This is a genomic window from Thermomonas sp. (assembly GCF_035369645.1).
In the GTDB taxonomy this organism is placed as follows: domain Bacteria; phylum Pseudomonadota; class Gammaproteobacteria; order Xanthomonadales; family Xanthomonadaceae; genus Thermomonas.
In genome coordinates this window covers 28,258-47,191 of the sequence record NZ_DAOOUM010000014.1, presented here as the reverse complement: position 1 = coordinate 47,191, position 18,934 = coordinate 28,258, and the positions used below count along the sequence as shown (strand labels likewise).

Sequence of the window (18,934 nt, the reverse complement as noted above, 5' to 3'; positions counted from 1 at the left end):
CGACGTGATGTAGAACTCGGGGTACTCGCGCAAACGTTGCTCGCAGTGTTTGCGCGCCAGAAACAGCGCGCGTTCGAATGCCTGCGCGTCGGCGCCATCGCTTGCTACAAACACTTGTTCGATGCGCGGACACGTGGCCCTGGCGAGGGCGCCACACACTGCGGTATCCACCGGCACTGTGCGCCAACCGGCCACCTGCACGCCACTTCGCACAAGCGCGGCTTCCAGCGCTTCGCGGCACTGCGCAGCAGCCACGGCTGCTTGCGGCAAAAACACATTGCCCGCCGCAAACTGCGCGCTCTGCAAGGCGATGCCGGCCTCTTCGGCCAATGTGCGCACGAAATTTTGCGCGCCGTGCAGCAACACCCCGCAGCCATCGCCCGACAAGCCATCGGCGGCCACACCACCACGATGCGCCATCCGTGAGAGTGCTGCCAACGCACCTTCGACAATCGCCCGTGACGGTTTGCCATCGACCTGTGCAATCAGGCCAAAACCGCAAGAATCATGTTCGCTGGCAGGGTCATACAAACCCCGAGTCGGGCTGCGCCGCATCGTAGTGTCCAAAGTGATTGAAAGTGGAGAACACCGCGCGCCAACAATCCCGGTTTGACGCAGTGCACAACCCGACTAAAGCACACTTTGTGCGCCGCAGCAAGGGGTCGGCAAAGAAATTTTTTGTTGCGCTTGAAACTGCCTCAATGGCCCGCAAACACAAGACCGTCGCGGGTTTCAGCGCAGCGTGCTGCCACTGCGCGCATCACGAATGGTGCTGGGTTGCTGGCGGCCTAGGGTTTCACCATCGCACACTGCATCGACACCGGTCACGATGCGCGGATCGAGTTCGGCGCGGCTGCGCGGCGAGGGTTCGCTGGCGATATTGGCGCTGGTGGACACCAGTGCGCCACCGAAGCCATCGCAAAGTGCACGCACCAGCGGGTGCGCCGTCACGCGCACGGCGATGCCGTCGTGATGGCCTGTGATCCAGCGCGGCGCAGTGGCGGATGCCGGCATGATCCACGTATTGGGCCCCGGCCAGCTGGCACGGACCTGCGCAAGCTGTGCTTGGCGCAATGGCGATGTCTCGATGAACGGCGCCAACTGGGCTTCATCGCTGGCAATCAGGATCAAGCCTTTGGCCACATCGCGCTGCTTGAGCGCCAGCAATCGCAAGACCGCCGCTTCGTTGCGCGGATCGCAGCCCAAGCCCCACACGCCCTCGGTGGGGTAGGCAATCAAGCCGCCTTGTTGCAGCAAGGCGGTGCTTTGCGCAAGCGTGAGCATGGGCTTAGAACGGTGCGTCCTCGCGTGCGGCTTTTTTCACCACGCGCTTTTTACCGGTTTCCACTTTGGTGGCGGTCAGCAAGGATTTTGCGGCCTCATGGGGCGCCACGGCGGGTTTCGTCACCTTTTTTGCGGCTTTTCTTGCCGGTGCTTTTTTAGCGGCGGCTTTCTTTACGGCCTTCTCAGCGGGTGCTTTTTTCACCGTGGTTTTCTTCGCGGCAGATTTCTTGGCTGTCTTCTTGGCACCAAAGCCCTTGCGTACCGGCTTGCCGGTGTCCCCCAAAAATTGCAGTGCCTCTTCCAGGCTCAGTGATGACGGCTCGCGGTCTTTGGGGATTTTGCCATTGAGCACGCCATCGGACAGATACGGCCCAAAGCGGCCATTGAGCACCTGCACATCATGCCCATCCCACTGCTTGATGATGCGGTTACGGGCGATTTCTTCTTTTTCTTCGATCAGGAAAATCGCGCGTGCCAAATCGATGGCGTAGGGGTCATCGTCCTTGGTCAGCGAGGCATAGGTGCTGCCGCGCTTGGCAAACGGGCCGAAGCGGCCAATACCCACGCTGATCGCTTCACCATTGGTGTCTGCGCCCAGCTGACGCGGCATTTCAAATAATTTCAGCGCCTCGGGCAGGGTGATGCTGTAAATACTTTGGCCGGGGCGCAAGGAAGCAAAACGCGGCTTTTCTTCGTCTTCCACCGTGCCGATTTGCACCAGCGGGCCGAACTTGCCGATGCGCGCGCTCAGTGGTCGGCCACTGTCCGGGTCCGCGCCCAGCACCCGCACACTGCCGGCATCGGCCTTGTCCAAACTGGCTTTTTTATCGTCCACCAATTCTTTGAACGGCCCCCAGAATTTCTCCATCAAGGGGATCCAGTGTTCTTCACCACGGCTGACTGCATCCAACTCGTCTTCCAGATTGGCGGTGAAGTCGTAATCGACATATTTGGGGAAGTGGTTGGACAAGAATTTGCTCACCGCACGGCCAATATCGGTGGGCTTGAAGGCGCGTCCTTCCAGCAGCACGTACTGCTTGCCCAGCAAGGTCTGGATGATGGCCGCATAGGTGGAAGGACGACCGATGCCAAACTCTTCCAGCGCTTTCACCAGTGCCGCTTCGGTAAAGCGCGGCGGTGGTTGTGTGAAATGTTGATCGGCATGGATACGGTCCAGCGGCACGTTGTCGCCCAGCTTCATCAGCGGCAATTTGCGGCCTTCATCCTCGTCATCCTTACTTTTACTGTCTTTGCCTTCTTCATACACCGCCAGAAAACCGGGCACGACCACGGTGGTGCCGCTGGCGCGGAAGGCGTGTGCATTACCAGCGGCCAGTTCTACGCTGACGGTGTTGAGGGTGGCCGGAATCATCTGGCAGGCAACGCTGCGTTTCCAAATGAGTTCATAGAGCTTGCGCTCGTCATCGCTCAAAAACCGCGCCACTTGCGCCGGGGTGCGCAGCGCCGAAGTGGGGCGCACGGCTTCGTGCGCTTCCTGCGCGTTCTTGGCTTTGGTCTGGTAGAAATTGGGTTTGTCAGGCAGTGCGTCGGTACCAAAATCGCGTGCAATCACGTCGCGGATTTCCGCCAAGGCGTCCTGCGACAGGCTCACCGAGTCGGTACGCATATAGCTGATCAAGCCGACGCTGCCTTCATCGCCCAAGGCCACGCCTTCATATAATTTTTGCGCCACCTGCATGGTCTTGCGGGTGGTGAAGCCCAGCTTGCGCGAGGCCTCCTGCTGCAAGGTGGAGGTGGTGAACGGTGGCGACGGCCGGCGCTTGCGCTCTTTGCTGGTGACATCGGTGACATGCAGTTTGCCGGCGGCGGCCTGCTGGATGCGCAGCCGTGCCGCCTCGGCAGTCTTGCCATCGGTGATGGTGAATTGTTCAAATTTTTTACCATCCAATTTAACCAGCTTGGCGGTAAAGGTTTGCGATGGATGCGCGCACTCGGCTTCCACCGACCAGTATTCTTGCGCGACGAAGGCTTCGATTTCCTCTTCGCGCTCCACGATCATGCGCAGCGCTGGCGACTGCACGCGCCCGGCCGACAGCCCGGCCTTGATCTTGCGCCACAGCACCGGCGACAGATTGAAGCCCACCAGATAGTCCAACGCGCGCCGCGCCTGCTGCGCATCCACCAAGTCCGAGGCGATATCACGCGGCTGGGTCATCGCCTCCTTGATCGCCCGCGGAGTGATTTCGGTAAACACCACGCGCTGCAAGCTCTTGCCTTGCAGCAGGTTGCGCTGTTTCAGAATCTCGGCGATATGCCAGCTGATCGCCTCCCCTTCGCGGTCCGGGTCGGTGGCCAGAAACAAGTGGTCGGCGGATTTAGCGGCTTTGGCAATCGCATCGACATGGCGCTCGTTTTTCTCGATGGTCTCGTAACGCATCGCAAACCCATGCTCGGGATCCACCGCACCTTCCTTCGGCACCAGGTCGCGCACATGGCCATAACTGGCGAGGACGGTGAAGTCCTTGCCGAGATATTTATTGATCGTCTTGGCCTTGGCGGGCGATTCGACGATAAGCAGATTTTTGGCCATGACAGAGCGGGTTTCCGGTAATGCGGTGAGGCCGAAGCACGGCCGATGAAGATGCCAACGCCCGGAGCAAGGGCCCCGGGCGCTATTTATAGTGGAATCATGAATGCATGGCCCGTGTCAAGCGCCGTGCGCCGCAGTACGTTCAGTGCCAGCCCTTGGCGGCCATGAATATTGCGGCGGTAATTGCCAACATGGCGATGACAGCGAGCAACCCAAAAAGGACCAAGACGATGATGGTCAGCGTCCCCAGCTCCCGGTGCTGGCGTTCTGGATACGGGGTAAATGCCCATTTATCCACCACGACGGTGTCGCACAACATGTCGTGCAGGGCGCGCTTGCGTTCGGTGAAGCCAGCCATGGCAAATCCAATACCGAGCGGCAACGAACTGACAATCAGCGCGAAATAGCGGCCCACGCCGCGCATAAAACTGATCCGCTCGCCATTTTCTCGCACCACCTTGATCCCGATCGCCATCTTGCCCAACGTGGCCATCGTGCTGGAGGCGTGCATCCATGCAAAATAGGTCACCCCAAGCACAAGACCCAGCACATTGGCGACGCCTTGAATCAGCAGAAGGCCGCTTGCGTTTGCGCTACTGTTGCCGGTACCAAGCAGCAGCATCCCCAGCACCGCACCGATGGTGCCGCCAATAATTGCACCGACGATGCCAACGAGGATGGCGTCAATCGCGTAGGCCGCCACCCGCTTCCAAAACCCGGCGTACACCACCTCGCCGCCGTTGACGATGGGCGCCTCGCCCAGCACGGCTGCGGTGGGGGGCAGATAGGGTGAAGGGTCTGTGGTGACCGCCTGCATGGGGGGCACCGGCGGCGGTGGGTCACGCAGGCCTAATTCCTCGAAGCTGCGCTGCAATGGCTGCCAACCATCCAAGCCGGCACGCCAGACCAAGGTGTCGTGGGTGATGGCACCCGATTGAAACAACGCTTGCAGCTGCGTTGCAGGAACGGGGCCGATTTGCTCGGAGCCTCCGCCCGCGTAATACCAATCTGTCATGTATTCCCCCGTGGGTTAAGTTTCAGTGTAGCGGCTCGGGGTCATCTAAATACATCTGGGTTTCCATCCACGCATAGGCCGCTTCGCTGCCGGGCTGATTGAACAGCACCAATAACACCACCCATTTCAAATCATCCAAATCCAGGGTGTCTTGATCCAGCGCCATCGCCCGATCCAGCACCAATTCACGCTGGTTGGCATCCAACACGCTGTGCTGTTCCAGGAGCAGTAAAAATCCACGGGCATTCACGTCTAACTTGGCCAGTTCGGCGCCGTGAAACACCCGAATTGGTCCACGCAGGGGGATGGGTTGGGCGGCGGGGCGCTGGCTGGCCAACACGTCCAGCCAGTCGAATGCGCGATGCACTTCATCGGCCGAGAAGCCAGCGTCGATCAATTCACCCAGCAAGGTGCTGTCCTGCGTCCCTGGATCATTACCGGGCACCAACGCGATGTCGTTGGCGAAATAGTGCTCGAACAGGTACAGCAGGACGTCCAGAATGCTTTCTTTCATGCCCCTCTGCCTGCGCCGCATGGGCGCGGTTGCTGCGATGCACTGGTCTTTAGCCACCTATCCGGCAGTAGCGACCGTGTTCCGCCGCCACATGCCCTTCCAGTTCCAGCGTGAGCAGCATGGCTGACAGTTCGGCCACCGTCAATCCGGTGCGCTCCTCCAGTGCATCCATACCGGTTGGGTCATGACCCAGCGCCTGCCACAACCGGTTGTAGTTGGTTTGGGCCAGAAGTGGGGATTGCGCGGGAGCTACGGATGGCAGTGGCGATGCGCACAGTTCACCTTGCAAGGCGCGGGCGAGGTCCAGGACGAGGGGAGTCAGGGCGTCGATAACCTCCTGCGGCGTCTCTACCAGCGTGGCACCTTCGCGAATCAGCCGGTGGCAGCCGCGCACCATCGGGTTATGAATCGAGCCGGGCACCGCGAATACCTCGCGCCCAGCATCGATGGCTTGATGGGCAGTAATCAGCGCACCGGAACGCAGCGCAGCCTCGATCACCAAGGTGCCCAGACTCAATCCCGCCAAAATGCGGTTGCGGCTGGGGAAGTGCTGGCGCAGCGGGCCGGTACCGGGGGGATGCTCGGACACCACCGCACCGGTGGCCGCGATGCGCTCCAGCAGCGTCTGGTGGCGCGCAGGGTAGGCGATATCCGGGCCCGTACCCAACACCGCAACGGTGACCCCGCCCGCCTCCAGCGTGGCACTGTGGGCAGCGGCGTCGATCCCGGCAGCCAGCCCACTGGCGATGCAGAGCCCGGCCTTGGCCAGCTGCCGCGCAAACTGCCCAGCATTGGTGCAGCCGCCGGCGGTGGCAGTCCGGCTACCGACAATGGCAACCGCAGGCCGCCACAACTGGGCCGGGTCGCCAGCCACGAACAACATCGCGGGCGGCGAGGCGATGCGCCGCAACAGTGGGGGGTACTCGGCATCGCGCCAGCCCAACAGATGGTGTCCCGGCGCTTGTAGCCACTCCGCCGCATTGCGCAGCGCCGCCGCATCCGGTGTGCGGATGGCATTGCAGACCGGTGCGGTTAGGCCGTGGCTGGCCCAATCGCGTGCGCCAGCGACCACGGCCGCCTGCGCGGTGCCATGCGAGTCCAGTAGGCGGCGCAGCCCGGAGGTAGGTGCGCCGCTGAGCAGCAGGCGCAGGAGGGGCTCATGTTCGCAAGGATATGACATGCCTTCAGCATCGCGCACAAACAACAACGGCACCCTCAGGTGCCGTTGCGGTATTGGGTCAGAAAACCCTGAAAAATCAGTAGGTGGCGTCTGGGTGTTTGAGTTCGTAGCCGGTGTGCACCGGCTTGACGCTGCTCATCACCAGCGCATAGCTGACGTTGTCAAACGTGCGGAACACCATTGCATGGCCGGCAAACTCATCCGGCACGCGGACACTTTTACCACCCGGACGGAAATCTTCATCCCGATCCAAGCCGCTCGCAACTTTGTCGGAAACCGCCTTGCCGCGCTTCCACAGCGAGAACACGGTGCCGTTGTCGATGCCTTCGCGGGCGCCGCCGGAAATGGCGATAACGTCACGGGTGCCGCCAAATTTATCGTGATCGGCCACTGCCATCACCGTCACCCGGCCATATTTGGCCTGCTGCTTGGGTGGGTGAGGGAAGAACTGCAGGTCGTAGGGTTGCGCTTCGACCGGAATCAGACGATCGCCTACCCGCACATCGCGACCCTCGGCATCCAGTAGCAGGGTGGTGGCCTTCACTCCTTCCACTTCGCCACGAGTCACTGTGCCTGCGGTCTGGGTCATCAACTCATAGCCCAGGAAGTCACTGCTGGTGCTGGCGTAAGCGCCATTGCTCCACAGGCTGTCGTCCAAGCCGGTACGGCCACGGGCATCCAAGTCCTGACTTTGGAACACGTCGCAGCAGGCGTCGGAGCGTTCTGCCATGCGGAAGCGCTTTTCAGGGCGGACCACCAGATAGCGCTGCCCCGCCGGTGCGCCTTCCAGGCCACGTACATAGGCCACTTGGCCACGTGCGGCGCGCAGACGGCCGTCTTCCAAGCTCACCACGTAGGGCAAGTTGGCGATGTCGGACACAATGCGCAGATCTTTCAGGAACGGCTCGATCTCGGCCAGCGGCACCGCGTTGACCGGGCTTTCGGTGCGCGCACCAGGTTGGACGGCAACGCGATCCAGATAGGCCAAGCTGACCACATCACCCGGGTAAATCAGGTGCGGGTTTTTGATCTGCGGATTGGCCTGCCAAATTTCTGGCCATAACCACGGCTTCTTCAAGAAGCGCGCAGAAATATCCCACAGCGTGTCGCCACGCTTGACGACGTAGCTGTCTGGATGGTCGCTGCGCATTTGTGCGGCAGCCGCATATGTGGCCACCGTCAGCAACGCTGCGGCAAGCATGGTGCGTAACCCGCGCGAACGCGGCACATTAAAACGCATCAGGTTGGAAACCCGTTCAAGCATGGTCGCTATCTCCCCGCAGCCCTTGGCAAAATCCCCTGTAGCCCGCTCAATATAGCTCACAACCCAAGGCGTCTGGCAAGCAATGATGCAGGTTTGACCAGATATAATCGATTGTCGATAGCCAAACAGGCTGTCAAATCTCGGATTTTTGCCATGGCCTTGCTCCCGATTCTTGAATTTCCAGACCCGCGATTGCGCACCAAGGCCGCCGAAGTTTCGGCGGTGGAACTGGCCGCCCCGGCGATGCAGGCGCTGTTCGATGACATGTTCGAAACCATGTACGCAGCCCCGGGCATTGGTCTTGCCGCCAGTCAGGTGGATGTTCACCAGCGCTTCATGGTGATTGACGTGACCGAGGACAAAAGCCAGCCGCTGGTATTCGTGAACCCACGTATCAGCGCACGTGATGGCGAGCAGGTGTATCAGGAAGGCTGCCTGTCAGTGCCGGGGATTTATGCCGATGTCACCCGTAGCAATAGCATCACGGTGGAGGCGCTGGATCGCCACGGACAAGCGTTTTCGCTAACGGCCGATGGTGTGTTGGCGGTGTGCGTACAGCATGAAATGGATCACTTGGACGGCAAATTGTTTGTCGATTACCTGTCCCCGCTCAAACGTGAGATGGTGCGCAAGAAGTTGCTGAAGGCCAAGCGCAGCGCGGCCTGAACCCATGCGTATCGTGTTTGCCGGCACCCCCGAATTCGCCGTGCCCTGCCTGCGCGCCGCCGCATTGCGTGGCGAAGTGGTAGGGGTCTATACCCAGCCTGATCGCCCCGCCGGGCGTGGACGCGGGCTGACGCCTTCGCCGGTCAAACTGGAAGCGGTGCAGCGCGGCATCCCCGTGTTTCAGCCAGACAATTTCCGCAGCGCCGAAGCCAAGGCGAGCTTGCGCGCACTGCAACCCGATGTGATGGTTGTGGTGGCGTATGGCCTGCTGCTGCCGCAGTCGGTGCTGGACATCCCGGTGCATGGCTGCTGGAACGTGCACGCCTCGCTGCTGCCGCGCTGGCGCGGTGCGGCGCCCATCCAGCGCGCGATTGCAGCCGGCGACCGTCAAACTGGCGTTTGTTTGATGCAGATGGAGAAAGGCTTGGACACCGGCCCGGTGCTGCTGTCACAAGCCATCGACATTGGCCCGGAAGAGACCGGCGGCCAGCTGCACGACCGCCTGGCCGATCTTGGCGCGCGTGTGCTGGCCGACGCACTGGGCTTGTTGCGTGCCACCTTGCTGCTGCCGCCGCAGTCGCAGCCTAGTGCGGGCGTGGTGTATGCGCACAAATTGGACAAGGCCGAGGCCAAGTTGGATTGGGCGCAGCCGGCCGCCGTGCTGGCCAACAAGGTGCGTGCGTTCAACCCGTGGCCGGTGGCCGAGGCGCAACTGGCGGGTGAGCGTGTGCGGATTTACGCGGCCACAGCACTTGCCACAGCGCATACCGCCAGCCCCGGACAAGTGCTCGACGCCAGCCGCGCCGGCATCGACATCGCCTGCGGGCAAGGTGTGCTGCGGCTACTACGGTTACAGCGCGAAGGTGGCAAGCCGATCACCGCGCAGGATTACCTGAACGCCCGCCACAACCTGCTGGCATGACCGCCGCAATCACTAGCCGGGTCACGGCCACCCATGTGCTGCAAGATGTCTTGCATCGCGGGCGATCGCTGAAGGCCGCACTCGGCAGCGCCTTGCCAACACTGCCCGATGCGCGTGATCGGGCCTTGGTCGAGGCCATCGTGATGACCGCATTGCGCCAGCGCGCGGCTTTTGATGCGGCCTTGGCGCACTGGCTGCAAAAGCCGCTTGGCGCACGTGATCACGACCTGCATGCGTTGCTGCTGGTTGGGTTTGCGCAACTGGCGCTGGGCCTGCCCGCGCACGCGGCGCTGGCGGAAACCGTGGAGGCTGCACGCGCGCTGAAGCGCACGCATCAGGCAGGCATGGTCAATGCATTGCTGCGACGTGCCACCCGCGAGGCGTTTCCGGTGGTATCGGCGGAAGCGACATGGCCGGCATGGTTGGCGCAACAAGTCCGCAGCGATTGGCCGCAACAGGCGGATGCAATTTTTGCCGCCAGTGCCGATATGCCGCCGTTGTGGCTGCGGGTCAACCGGCGCTGGATCTTGCGCGATGATTATTGGGACTTGCTGCGCGAAGCGGGGATCGAGGCTGCCGCCGACCCGGACTTGGCCGATGCGCTGCGTCTGAATGTCGCCGTGCCGGTGCAGCAGTTGCCGGGGTTTGACGCCGGGCTGGTGTCGGTGCAAGACGCTGCCGCACAGGCCATCGCGGATGCGCTGGCACCTGCACCAGGCGGCCGGGTGCTAGATGCCTGCGCCGCCCCCGGCGGCAAGGCCGCGCACCTGGCCGAACGCGATGCGTCTTTGCACATCACGGCGCTGGATGTGGATGCCCGCCGCGTGCGCCGCATGCAAGACAGTTTCGCCCGCCTGCGCCTGACAATCGACACCCGTACCGCCGATGCGCAGCAGCCGCAGACGTGGTGGGATGGGCAGGCGTTCGATGCCATCCTGATCGACGCCCCATGCAGTGCCAGTGGCATCGTGCGGCGGCAGCCGGATGTGTTGCTGCACCGTCGCCCCGCCGACATCACGGCGCTGACCAAGGTGCAGGCCGCATTATTGGAGGCGCTGTGGCCCTTGCTCGCGCCCGGTGGCACCTTGGTGTATGCCACCTGTTCGATTTTGCGCGCCGAAAATGCCACGCAAATCGAGGCGTTTCTTGCCCGCCACGCCGACGCGCAGTTGATCCCACTGGCGTATCGCTTCGGCCACGACACTGGCGCAGGGCATCAGCGGTTACCCGGAGACGCTGGCAGAGACGGCTTTTTTTGCGCACGATTGCGCAAATCCTAACGGCATCGCACGTCCGCATCCGTATGACCCACACCCGTCGCGACCTCTGGTTGTTTTGGCTGTTTGCCTGCTTGGTTCTTGTCACCGGGCTGGGCTTGCGTGACCCGTGGCCAGCCGATGAGCCGCGTTTTGTACTGGTGGCCAAACAGATGTTGGAAAGTGGCGACTGGCTATTTCCACATCGTGGCAGCGAGCTGTATTCAGACAAACCACCGCTGTTCATGTGGATGCAAGCGGGTTTGTGGTGGCTGACCGGCGAAATGCGCATCGCATTTTTGCTGCCCTCATTGCTGGCGGCATTGGGCACGCTGTGGTGCGTGGTGGACCTAGGCAAGCGGCTGTGGACGCCACGGGTCGGCGTGTATGCCGGCTGGGCGGTGCTGCTGACTTTGCAGTTCACATGGCAGGCCAAGAAAGCGCAGATCGACCCGTTGGTGGTGTTCTGGATCACCCTGTCTTGCTACGGCTTGTTGCGGCATGTCCTGCATGGGCCGAACTGGCGCATGTGGGCGCTGGGCTGGGCGGCGGCAGGCTTGGGTACCATCACCAAGGGGGTGGGCGTCATCGCGCTACTCATGCTGATACCTGCCGGGATGGCATCGCTGCGCGGCTGGCCCGATGTGCGCGTGCACGCACGTAACCCAAAATTCTGGCTTGGCCCGCTGGCGTTTCTGGCGGCGTGCGGGGTGTGGCTGGTGCCGATGTTGGTGGCCGCGGCGGGTCATGGTGGCGCGGACTACCGCGCGTATGTCGATGATATTTTGCTGCGGCAAACCGTCACCCGCTATGCCAATTCCTGGCATCACGGGCAGCCGTGGTGGTACTTCATCGAGGTGATGCTCACGGCGTGGTTGCCCACCGTGCTGGTATTGCCATGGGCAATCCCGGCGTGGCGACGTCGCCTGCAACGACGCGACCCACGCTATCTGCTGCCGCTGGCATGGGTGCTCCTGGTGCTTGTGTTTTTCAGCATCCCGTCGGGCAAGCGCGATATGTACATCCTGCCTGCGCTGCCGATGTTGGCGTTGGCATTGGCGCCGTTATTGCCCGGTTTACTGCGCAACATCAAGGTGCAGCGCGTGCTGCTGGGCTTTGTCTGGGCGTTGGCATTGGCGGCATTGGCGGCGGGGCTGACGATGTTGTTGAGTGATCCCGGGTTTGAGCTGAAATTCATGCAAGGCCGCGACCCGGGCGTGTCGCAGGGTTTGGCATGGATGTTCATGGCATGTGGCGGCATTGGGCTGGCGGCGGCGCTGTGGTGTGGTCGTCGCCGTGCGCCGCAGGCATTGGCCGCGCAGTTGGTTGCGTTGTGGGTGTTGTATTCGCTGATTGCCGCGCCACTGCTCAATGATGGCTCGTCCTCACGCGGCTTGATGCGGCATGTTGGGCAGACTATCGGCCCGCATGCGCAATTGGGCTTGGTCGGCTGGCGCGAACAACAACTGTTGATGGCCGACCGACCTGCTGCTGATTTTGGTTTCAAGCGCGAACCTGCCGACCAGTTTGCTGCGGGTCTGCGCTGGCAACACGCCAGCCCAGCCACACGTTGGCTATTGGTGGAAGAGGGCGACGGCTTGCCGGCCTGCATCGACAAAACCCAAGCGCGGGATATGGATATCGCCAATGGCCGACGGTGGTGGTTGGTGGCGGCGGGTGCCACACGCAATTGCAATCGCCAAACGACACATCAAGCGGCAAATGCACAGTTGCAATCAAGCGAATCGCGCACGACGCGCGCACAAGACGATTGACGTATGACCCCCCCAGTTTTGCACATCATCAACTTGCCCCGATCCACCGATCGGCGTGCCTCGATTGCAGATCAAGTCGCAAAGCTTGATCTTCCTTTTGTTTTTTTTGATGCCATCGATGGGCATGTGCCGCATCCTCTGTTTGCGAATATCGATCTAAACCAGCGTCTCGCACAGAAGGGGCGTCCATTTCGGCCCGGTGAGATGGGTTGCTGGGCCAGCCACTACCTACTTTGGCAGCATTGCGTGGAAGGTGGCGTGCCGATCATCGTGCTTGAAGACGACATCGTTCTAGATCCACGCTTGCCGGAGGTATTGCAGGCACTGCCCGCACTGCCCGAGGACGTGGGCTATTTCCGCCTGCACGCCGCGGATTGCCCAAGCACGCCGTGGCGACGCTTTGGTGATTTTGTATTGCATCGCTACTGGCGCAGCCCGATGTGTGCATTCGGTTATTACCTTGCGCCCTCCGCCGCGCAGCGCTTGTTACAGCATGCAAAAAACTGGGTGCTCCCGGTTGACGATTACATGGATCTAGCGTGGCTGCATGGGGTGGAATGTTTGGGCTTGAAGCCGGCGGTGGTGTCCTGCGAGGAGGTGTTTGATTCCACCATCCGCGCCGGTGGCAAGCAGAAAGCGACGGTTGGTGCGGCGGGGCGGATGGGGCGCGAAATCCGTCGGGCTTGGCTCGACCTGCGCTGGCAACTGCACAATGCGCCCGCACGTTTGTGGGGACGTGGACGCAACCCGGTTTAGCAGCGCGCAACGCGTGATGTTTGCCATCGGCAAAATTGCGATTGCCTCACAATAAACGGTATTTCAACGCCGCATACTTGGCGTGCAACCAATGGAAATGCCAAGCCTTGGGCCCATCCAAGAGTCCACCGCGCAGCAGTAGGTTTTTCAGCAGGTAAGCCAAGGCCGCCAGTGCGCCACGCCCGGTGTGGTGCTTGCGTCCGCGTGCCCGTTGCTGGTCGGCCCAGAGCTGCGCGTAGCGTTGCAATTTTTTCCAGTATTCGTCGGCGCTGCGTGCGGTGTCGTGCTCCACGCGGATACGGCAACGCAGCACGCGCTGCCCACGGACATCCAGGTATTCGTGCACGGCTTGCGGTGCATAGCGCAGTTGTGGCCGGAACAACCGCTCGACGGGTTCCTGCGCGAAGCTTCCAAAGCGCATCGCGCATCCTAAAAAATGCGTTCTGCGCAATAGCTGCCAAACATCGGCACGCGCCAGCTGCGCATCGGCAAACAGGCTGCGTAGCTCCGTTTGTGCTGACGACGGTAACCATTCATCGGCGTCCAATAGCAACACCCAAGGTTGTGTGGCCTGCGCAATGGCGGCATTTTTTTGTGCGGCAAACCCAAGCCATGGCTGGTCGATGACGGTGGCACCCAAGGCGCGCGCAATCGAGACCGTATCGTCGGTGGAGCCTGAATCCAGCACCACCACCTGCGTACACACCGACAGCAGTGAGCCGACGCAACGGGCAATGCGGTCGCCTTCGTTGAAGGTGATGACGACACCCGACAGCGGCAAGCGCTGATTGGTATTGGTGGCATCGAAATTAGTCATGCGCCAACACGCAGGTTGCAAACATCATGGGGAGGCATCCCAATACGGGTTTTCTTCGCCACTGCCGTCAGGCCGCTGGCTGTAGCGTTTGTACGTCCATTGGTATTGCGCAAAATCGCGCTGCGCCACCGCCTCCACGCCGGCGTTGAGTGCGGCAACCGCGCGCTGGGGGTCGGCATCGGCAATACCTGCGGGGGCAGGCGCAATATGCAAGGCAAAGCGCGGTGCGCCGTTGCCGGGCAGGCGCTGGCACCAGCACAGCAACACTTGCGCGCCACTGCGGTTGGCCAGCCGCCCCAACAGGGTCATGGTCAGTGCTTGTCTGCCGAAAAATGGCGCGAATTCGCCCTCGCCGGCCTTGGGTTGTTGATCCGGCAAAATGCCCACCACACCGCCTTTTTGCAGGCGTTTTAGTAGGGTGCGTACGCCAGAAGCCTCGGCGCGCACTTGCTCGACTTCACCGGTCACATTGGCGCGCACGCGGCGCAGAAAAGCTTCGCCAATGGCCGATTCCGGCGGCCGGTACAAAATGGCCAGTGGCGTTTTTTTCGCCAGCCACTGATTGAGCAATTCCCAGTTGCCCATATGCGGCGCAGCCACGATCAGGCCGCGCGGGTCGGCCAGTGCGGTATCGAATAAAGCTTCACCGTGGATCGCCACGATATCGGCCAAATTGCGTGGTGATGGGCGTGTCCACAGGCGCAGTGTTTCAAATGCTTGCCGCGCAGTGGCGCGCAAGATGGCATGCAGCAAGCATGTGCGCGCGTGGTCGTCCAAATCGCCACGGATCAATTCCAGGTTGCGGCGTGCGACCCGTGCCTCGCGCGCGTTGCGGGCCACCCACAGCCGCGCAAGCGCATCGGCAAGCGCGCGCAACAGCGGCCACGGCAACCGCGCCACGCTCCAGGCAAGGGCGTATAGCAAGGTGGCGGCGAGGTTGGTCATGCCGCGATTGTAGGCGCTGACCACCGCACCTAACTCACTCCGCCTTGCTGAGTTTGAAGGCCGCTTCCAGCACCGTAAACAGGCGTTTGAATTCACCGGCCATCAGTGCAAAGCGGGCATTCAATTCCGCCACGATGTCATCGCCATCGCTGGCTTCCAACTGATCCACCGCGCCATCGAGTAATTTGAATTTACGCACGATCAAATCTTCGCCGATGACAAAACTGACATGGTCATCTAGCACCAATGCCAAGCGCGTGGCTTGTTTGCCGGCTTCCAAATGTTTGCGGATTTCATCACCCGACAATTCCATGCGCTGAATTTTCACCACCGCACCGGTGTCGGTGGGGTCACGCAATTCGCATTCGTCGCCCAAGCTCAGGCCGTCGGGCATGGGGTCGCCAGCAATCCAGCCGGTAAGAATGGCGCGCGGGGCCACTTCGGCATTCAACGGCAACGCCGGAAAGCTGCCCAGTGCGCGGCGCACTTCCGACACCACGCTTTCGCCACTCTTGCGCGAGGAGGTGTCCACCGCGATCACACCCAACTGGGTGTCCATCAGCGCATCGGTGCGCACCGGGCGCACGAAGGCACGCGGCAGCAGCTCGGTAATCAACTCGTCCTTGAGCCGCTTGCGGGTGCGGCCACCGGGTTTGCGGCCTTCTTTTTCTTCTATCGATGCCAACTTTTTTTGCAGCAGATCATTGACCACTGCGCCGGGTAGCAATTTATCTTCGCCGCCGATGGCCAGCCACAACGCCGCGTCTTGCCGTTGGCAGAACTGGTCGCCGTGTTGGCCCAACGGGGTGATGAAGCCGCGCGAGGACAATTCCAGCGGGCCCACTGGTTTGAGTGCGCATTCGGCCAGTTGGCTTTCAAGGTCAGACACATCGAGTGAGGAGGGAAACCGGAACAGCGTGAGGTTGCGAAAAAACATCAAAAATCCTTGATGAGAAACGTGCAGGCGCAAAGGCAGTGACGGGTCAGCCTTTCAAAATATCCAACCCGTCGTGGTTGCGAATGGGGCGCGCGGGGAGCGCCAGGGGGGTGTGTTCGGCCGGCGCGCCGGCCAGCCACGCATGCGCATCGGGCAACGCCGCGTCGCCACGTTGGCCCAAGGTGCGAAAGTCGAACAACGCCGTGTCGCTCAATTGCGAGGGGCGAATATCACCCAGCGCGCGCGCCATGGTTTCAATGCGGCCGGGGCTGTCTTTTTCCCACTGCGCCAGCATTTTTTTCACCTGCTTGCGTTGCAGATTCTCCTGCGAGCCGCACAAGTTGCAGGGGATGATCGGGAAGCCTTTGGCCTCGGCATACGCCTCGATGTCGGCCTCGCGCACATAGGCCAGCGGGCGAATCACCACATGCTTGCCGTCATCGGACAGCAGCTTGGGTGGCATGCCACTGAGTTTGGCGTGGAAAAATAAATTCAGAAAAAACGTGTTGACCAAATCATCGCGGTGATGGCCCAGCGCAATTTTGGTGTAGCCATGTGTTTGCGCATAGGTGTACAGCGCGCCACGGCGCAGCCGCGAGCACAACGAGCACATGGTCTTGCCTTCCGGAATCACCCGGCTGACCACCGAATAGGTGTCTTGTTCGATGATATGGAAGTCCACACCGATTGACTTCAGGTAGTCGGGCAGGACGTGCTCGGGAAAGCCGGGTTGCTTTTGATCCAGATTGACCGCGGTGATGCTGAAACGCACCGGCGCTTTTTTCTGCAATTGCAGCAGCACATCCAGCAAGGTGTAGCTGTCCTTGCCGCCGGACAGGCACACCATCACCTTGTCGCCGTCTTCGATCATGCCGAAATCAGCAATCGCGCGGCCCACCTGATGGCGCAGGCGCTTGGCCAGTTTGTCGGCTTCGTGCTTGTGGCGGGGCGGGGCGGCGGTGGGGGCGTCGAGGCTGTGCATACCTGCCATTTTACCCGTCACACGCGACCAGCCGGCGCGTTATGCTCACACCATGAGCCAGCCCCTGCACCCTGCCGAAATGTCCCGCCTCGCCCAGCGCATGGCCGTGCTGCGGCAGGAGCACCGCGATCTGGATGCGGCCATCGCACGCTTGCAGGCGGATATACGCGCCGACGAGTTGATGCTTAAACGCTTCAAAAAACGCAAATTGCTACTGAAAGACCAGATCGCGTGGATCGAGAATGCGCTGATTCCGGATCAACCGGCGTAGGTCTAGGGTTGTCCGCTATCCCCCCCAAACCGCGCTAAGGATGGGACTGCCGATGCGGTGTCGGCACTGCGAAGGGGTGTGCGATGAAGGCTTTATGGTGTGGATGGTTCGTCTTGCTGGCGGGCCTGTGGTCGGGCGCTGCGCTGGCACAAACCAGTTCGGGTGCCATTCCCGACGGGCGTGGGCGGGTGGTGGCGTTGGCAGCGGGTGGCAACCATAGCTGCGCAATTGGCCAGGATGGTTCGGTGGCGTGCTGGGGCAGCAATGGGGCCGGGGAAAGCACGCCGCCAACAAAAGGGGCATTCACGGCGGTGTCGGTGGGCGCGTACCACAGCTGTGGCCTGCGTTCGGATGGTGTTGCCGTGTGTTGGGGTGACAACAGTTACGGACAATTGATGGTGCCTGCAAACACGCGATTCGTGGCGCTTGCCTCCGGCAATGTGCACGTCTGTGGCCTGCGTGCCAGCGGCGCGGTTGCTTGCTGGGGGCGCAATGTCGCCGGCGAAACCCAACCGCCAAAGCAACTGTTCGTGGCATTGACCGCAGGCGCCGAGCATACCTGTGGCTTGCGTGCCGATGGCGTCGCGCAGTGCTGGGGGTCGAACACCAATGGCGGCACCACGGTGCCCGCCAATGAGCAATTCATTCAAGTGACTGCCGGGTCTTTTCATACCTGCGGTGTGCGTGCAAACGGCAGTGCGGTGTGCTGGGGCAATGGGCTTGCGGCCAGCGTTCCCGCAGGGTCGGCGTTGACTGCACTGGCGGCCGGGGACGTGCATACCTGTGGCTTGAGTGTGAATGGCGGCGTGACTTGCGGCGGCGGCAACAGCAATGGCCAATCCAGCCCGCCGCTATCAAAGGCAAACCGCTATAGCGCGGTGACGGCCGGCTACCAGCACACCTGTGCATTGACCGTGGATGGCCGTGCTGTGTGTTGGGGCGACAACACCTACGGCCAACGCAATGCGCCGCGTGGCCCGTTCGGCATGGGCACCGTGGCTGCGGGTTACGCGCACGCCTGCGATCTGGATGCCGATGGCAGCTTGGTTTGCTCCGGCAGCAACAGCAGCGGCGAAGCCTCCCCACCTGCCGGCAGCTTTGCCGACGTGGGCGCGGGTGGTAGTTTCAGCTGCGCGCGCAGTGCGACCGGCACGCTCTCGTGCTGGGGCTTCAATGATGTCAACCGCGCCAGCCCGCCGAGCGGTCAGTACGCCGACATGCGCGTTGGCAGCCTGGGTGGCTGTGCCCTGACGGGTGCCGGTGGATATGGTTGCTGGGGCTTGAACAACTACGGGCAAACCACGCCGACGCTGCTGCCGTTCAGAACCGGCATGTATTACCGCCAGCTCAGCCGGGGGTCGTTCCACGGCTGCGGCATCGTCAACGATGGTAGCGCGCGCTGCTGGGGTTACAGCGGTACGGGCGCCACTACGGTGCCGAGTGGCAGTTGGCTTGCCTTGGGTGAAGGTGACCAGTTCAGCTGCGGCCTGCGATCTAACGGCACCTTGGCTTGCTGGGGTGGTGCGATGACGGCCACGGCGGTGCCCACCGGCGGGTTCAAGGCACTGTCGGTCGGGGAACAACACGCCTGTGCGATTCGCGATAGTGGTGAGTTGGCCTGCTGGGGCAGCAACGCCCACGGGCAGGCCACACCGCCGGCGGGACGCTACGTGCACGTCAGCGCGTCCTACACGCAAACTTGCGCCGTCGGTGATGACGGTACCCGCACCTGCTGGGGTGGTGCCCCCTGATTGTGCGGCCGTGTGTGCAAGCGCACAGACGGGGCTGCGGCCCCGTTT

General features: G+C 61.9%; 17 protein-coding genes and 1 pseudogene. 7 read left to right on the top strand and 11 right to left on the bottom strand.

The annotated features are described in order from the left end of the window. The 7 genes and pseudogenes from gltB to PK789_RS04365 form a co-directional block, all read right to left on the bottom strand. Positions 1 to 555 (bottom strand): annotated as a pseudogene (gltB, locus tag PK789_RS04395) (glutamate synthase large subunit); the annotation flags it as partial. 177 nt (positions 556 to 732) lie between these two features. Further along, positions 733 to 1,284: an L-threonylcarbamoyladenylate synthase type 1 TsaC gene (gene tsaC / locus PK789_RS04390; protein ID WP_324307282.1), complete on the bottom strand. Its 552-nt coding sequence runs from the start codon at positions 1,282 to 1,284 to the stop codon at positions 733 to 735. A 4-nt stretch (positions 1,285 to 1,288) separates the two neighbouring features. Next, on the bottom strand, positions 1,289 to 3,835 hold the full coding sequence (locus PK789_RS04385; RefSeq protein WP_324307280.1) for a DNA topoisomerase I: 2,547 nt from the start codon (positions 3,833 to 3,835) through the stop codon (positions 1,289 to 1,291). Between the two features lie 142 nt (positions 3,836 to 3,977). Continuing rightward, on the bottom strand, positions 3,978 to 4,850 hold the full coding sequence (locus tag PK789_RS04380; RefSeq protein WP_324307278.1) for an RDD family protein: 873 nt from the start codon (positions 4,848 to 4,850) through the stop codon (positions 3,978 to 3,980). A 22-nt stretch (positions 4,851 to 4,872) separates the two neighbouring features. Continuing rightward, complete coding sequence (locus tag PK789_RS04375; protein WP_324307277.1) at positions 4,873 to 5,364, bottom strand: DUF494 family protein; 492 nt, start codon at positions 5,362 to 5,364, stop codon at positions 4,873 to 4,875. Positions 5,365 to 5,413: 49 nt separating this feature from the next. After that, on the bottom strand, positions 5,414 to 6,544 hold the full coding sequence (gene dprA / locus PK789_RS04370; RefSeq protein WP_324307275.1) for a DNA-processing protein DprA: 1,131 nt from the start codon (positions 6,542 to 6,544) through the stop codon (positions 5,414 to 5,416). Between the two features lie 76 nt (positions 6,545 to 6,620). Continuing rightward, complete coding sequence (locus PK789_RS04365; protein ID WP_324307287.1) at positions 6,621 to 7,784, bottom strand: LysM peptidoglycan-binding domain-containing protein; 1,164 nt, start codon at positions 7,782 to 7,784, stop codon at positions 6,621 to 6,623. Between the two features lie 177 nt (positions 7,785 to 7,961). Between PK789_RS04365 and def the strand changes: the two genes are divergently transcribed. The 5 genes from def to PK789_RS04340 are packed head-to-tail and all read left to right on the top strand — an operon-like array spanning position 7,962 to position 13,183. Further along, positions 7,962 to 8,474: a peptide deformylase gene (gene def, locus PK789_RS04360; protein WP_324307274.1), complete on the top strand. Its 513-nt coding sequence runs from the start codon at positions 7,962 to 7,964 to the stop codon at positions 8,472 to 8,474. 4 nt (positions 8,475 to 8,478) lie between these two features. Then, positions 8,479 to 9,396 carry a methionyl-tRNA formyltransferase gene (gene fmt, locus PK789_RS04355; RefSeq protein WP_324307272.1) on the top strand — a complete coding sequence of 306 codons (918 nt, stop codon included), beginning with the start codon at positions 8,479 to 8,481 and terminating at the stop codon, positions 9,394 to 9,396. Further along, a complete protein-coding gene (gene rsmB / locus PK789_RS04350; protein ID WP_324307271.1) occupies positions 9,393 to 10,676 on the top strand; it encodes a 16S rRNA (cytosine(967)-C(5))-methyltransferase RsmB in 1,284 nt (427 codons plus the stop codon). The genes fmt and rsmB overlap by 4 nt, the downstream gene beginning before the upstream one ends. A 23-nt stretch (positions 10,677 to 10,699) precedes the next feature. After that, on the top strand, positions 10,700 to 12,427 hold the full coding sequence (locus PK789_RS04345; protein ID WP_324307270.1) for an ArnT family glycosyltransferase: 1,728 nt from the start codon (positions 10,700 to 10,702) through the stop codon (positions 12,425 to 12,427). 3 nt (positions 12,428 to 12,430) lie between these two features. Further along, complete coding sequence (locus PK789_RS04340) at positions 12,431 to 13,183, top strand: glycosyltransferase family 25 protein (protein ID WP_324307269.1); 753 nt, start codon at positions 12,431 to 12,433, stop codon at positions 13,181 to 13,183. Positions 13,184 to 13,229: 46 nt separating this feature from the next. Here the strand turns inward: PK789_RS04340 and PK789_RS04335 are convergent, their stop codons facing one another. Genes PK789_RS04335 through ttcA form a run of 4 tightly spaced genes read right to left on the bottom strand, consistent with a single transcriptional unit; the run spans position 13,230 to position 16,873 of the window. Then, positions 13,230 to 14,000, bottom strand: a complete 771-nt coding sequence (locus PK789_RS04335; protein ID WP_324307267.1) for a glycosyltransferase family 2 protein — start codon at positions 13,998 to 14,000, stop codon at positions 13,230 to 13,232. 24 nt (positions 14,001 to 14,024) lie between these two features. Next, positions 14,025 to 14,945, bottom strand: a complete 921-nt coding sequence (locus PK789_RS04330) for a lauroyl acyltransferase (RefSeq protein WP_324307266.1) — start codon at positions 14,943 to 14,945, stop codon at positions 14,025 to 14,027. Positions 14,946 to 14,979: 34 nt separating this feature from the next. Continuing rightward, complete coding sequence (locus PK789_RS04325) at positions 14,980 to 15,882, bottom strand: recombination-associated protein RdgC (RefSeq protein ID WP_324307264.1); 903 nt, start codon at positions 15,880 to 15,882, stop codon at positions 14,980 to 14,982. 46 nt (positions 15,883 to 15,928) lie between these two features. Next, positions 15,929 to 16,873, bottom strand: a complete 945-nt coding sequence (gene ttcA / locus PK789_RS04320; protein WP_503011895.1) for a tRNA 2-thiocytidine(32) synthetase TtcA — start codon at positions 16,871 to 16,873, stop codon at positions 15,929 to 15,931. Positions 16,874 to 16,916: 43 nt separating this feature from the next. Between ttcA and PK789_RS04315 the strand changes: the two genes are divergently transcribed. Beyond that, positions 16,917 to 17,135 (top strand): YdcH family protein, encoded by a 219-nt coding sequence (locus tag PK789_RS04315; protein WP_324307260.1) that lies wholly within the window; start codon positions 16,917 to 16,919, stop codon positions 17,133 to 17,135. Positions 17,136 to 17,218: 83 nt separating this feature from the next. Beyond that, positions 17,219 to 18,886, top strand: coding sequence for an RCC1 domain-containing protein (locus PK789_RS04310; RefSeq protein ID WP_324307259.1), 1,668 nt, complete (start codon positions 17,219 to 17,221; stop codon positions 18,884 to 18,886). Positions 18,887 to 18,934: the final 48 nt, after the last annotated feature.